Annotated in this window: 1 protein-coding gene; it reads right to left on the reverse strand. The window is 42.1% G+C overall.

All coding sequences use genetic code 11. The annotated features are described in order from the left end of the window. Positions 1–117: 117 nt before the first annotated feature. Complete coding sequence (gene ltrA / locus DXA74_RS15840; protein WP_118529089.1) at positions 118–1,920, reverse strand: group II intron reverse transcriptase/maturase; 1,803 nt, start codon at positions 1,918–1,920, stop codon at positions 118–120. Positions 1,921–2,491 lie beyond the last annotated feature (571 nt).

A 2,491-nucleotide genomic window follows, 5' to 3' on the forward strand; every position in this document is an offset into this window, starting at 1 on the left:
CCAATGGCTAAGCACAATGCGCCTTTCTTCCCTTTATGGAAGCAGGTTTCAATGTACTCGCCGCCGAACCGTACGTACTCGTCTCCAAGTATACGGCTCTCCGTGGTTATTGTCAGTCTATTTATTTCCATGAATTTTGTTATAACATTTCTCGCAAACTGCGATTGTTTTTCTTTGTCGGGCAATCATGAGTTTCTCCCATGCTTCTTTGCCTTTCAAATCTTTGAGCTTGCGGACGTGTATCATTTTCAGATTGTCCTCAGCTCCACAATATTCACATTTATGGGCTTTCAAGCGAGCCATAAGGCTTGTACTCTCCATTCCATAGTAATTGGGCATAATGTGTGCATTGTCAATGCGCGCTTCCTTGTTCAACCTAAATCCACCATGATATAAGGTACGTTCTAACCATTCACCTTTTTTGTTTTGGTATCTTACCGTGAAAATCTTGTCCTTACAATACTTGTTGGCAATCTTTCTTACGGTAGATTCGTACTTTGACGAGAATGTCTTGTACATACTCTCTTTCATGATTCCATAGAAACTGTTGAGAATGTTGACATTGTTAGCAATACAATAGTAGTTGTAGATACCTCTGATTTCTGAATTGTAACGGTTCAGAATTTCAAGGTCGTCATTACTACGAAGATAGGGACGAGAAGTTGACTCCCATACTTCCTTGCCATCTTTGATTACAATGCGCATGGCATCGTAGTCCAGCAGTTTCTTTCTCATTGCCTCAAATGGCAACAATAAGACAACCTTATGGTCAAGGGAGCGAATCGGAATCCCTCTGTAATCCTTTTTCGTTTTGTTTGTACTGCGGACAGTGACTTCAAATCCAAGAAATTTTGCTGTATCATGAGCATTTGTGATAAGTGTCTTCTCGTCTGAAAGTTGAAGTTTCAGCTGTTCCTGCAAGAAGTTTTTAATATCTTCTTTTGCATTTTGGCAGTCAGCCTTGCTTCCAATAACACAAATCAGAAAATCGTCTGCATACCGTACGTATTTCATCCTCTTGAAGTTTTCATCCATGTCAAGAGTTGCAGGAAGTCGTTGCATTTCACGATGCAGGGATGCTATCTCTGAACGTAAAACACCTTTCTTCTGCTCGTCCTGTTCATTCTTCAGTTTCTTTACTCGTTTGTCTTTACGATTGGCAACCCTCTTGTATTCAGGGTTGCGTTGCCGTGCTTTACCCTTGTTAAATGTCTCGATATATCTCAACATGAATTTGTCGAGCTTGTCCAAATAGACATTCGCCAAGATAGGACTGATGATACCGCCTTGTGGAGTGCCGATATAGGAGTTTTTGTATTCCCACTGTTCCAAGTAACCCGCTTTCAAGAATTTTCGTATCAGTCGCAAAAACCTCTCATCGTGGATGCGTTCACTAAGAATGCTTATGAGAACATCATGGTTGATGTTGTCAAAGAATCCCTTGATGTCACCCTCTATGAACCATCTTGTTCCCGAACCTCCCTTTTGCAAGGAAGCCATAGCAGTATGACACCCTCTGTGTGGTCTAAAACCATGCGAGCAATCCTCAAAGTGTCCCTCGTAAATTGCTTCGAGTATCATTCTTACTACTTCTTGAACGAGCTTGTCCTTGAAAGAAGGGATACCCAACGGACGAAGTTTTCCATTCTTTTTGGGTATGTATATTCTTCTTGCAGGACAAGGACGATAGCTTTCATCCTTTAGTTGTTCTATGAGGTCACGGATGCGCTTTATGCTTGTTCCGTCTATTGTCTGTCCGTCAGTTCCTTTTGTGCAGTTGCCTGGATTTCGGGACAACCGTTGATAGGCTTCTGCAAACAGATTCTCATTGAACAACAGTCTGTAAAGTCTTTCAAACTTGTAGCTTAGGTCTTGGCTATGCCCAGCCAGACTGTTTAATACATTTTCTGAATTTCTCATAATGTCTCACACATCATTCATTTAACATATTAAAAATAACACACTGTCTCCCTTCGCCATGTACAAGGCTTTCCCTTGCTCGGACTACTACGGAGACTCTGTTACCTTGCCGAATTTTCAAAGAACCCACTTCCTATAGCCATTTGTTGGCACTTCGGTTTAGGTAATCCCCATTTAAGCAATACTGTAACTATTGGCTTGATGAATTGTCGGATGCGATTTTCGTCCTTTTCCGCTTATTGCGGCTGACCTGCAATCGGTTTTCTGCTCTCGCACTCGAAGTCGGAAAGTGGAAGTATTGCAGACAGACCTTTATAACTATCTTAGGTCTGTGTTTACCAACTAACGTCTTGGACTGTCGTTCAAACAGTATAGTCTTCATCCTCGTATTCATCGTTTCATCTTGACATTCAGTAGCGGCATGATAGTTAGCCGACTTATGCCGTTTCCAACATGCTACACTCCCCACCGCTTTTCAGCTAAGTGGATAAGTTGGCTGATGACCAGCGTAGAAAACCCTTGCTGGGTAGGTTGCCAAACCTACATTTACAGTATGCCCTTATGGGCGCAG

It is taken from the genome of Bacteroides sp. OF04-15BH (genome assembly GCF_003477995.1).
Taxonomy (GTDB): domain Bacteria; phylum Bacteroidota; class Bacteroidia; order Bacteroidales; family Bacteroidaceae; genus Paraprevotella.

Excerpts from the sequence above, each read along its gene's own strand:
- ltrA (WP_118529089.1), bottom strand. The coding sequence starts at position 1,920 with ATGAGAAATTCAGAAAATGTATTAAACAGTCTGGCTGGGCATAGCCAA.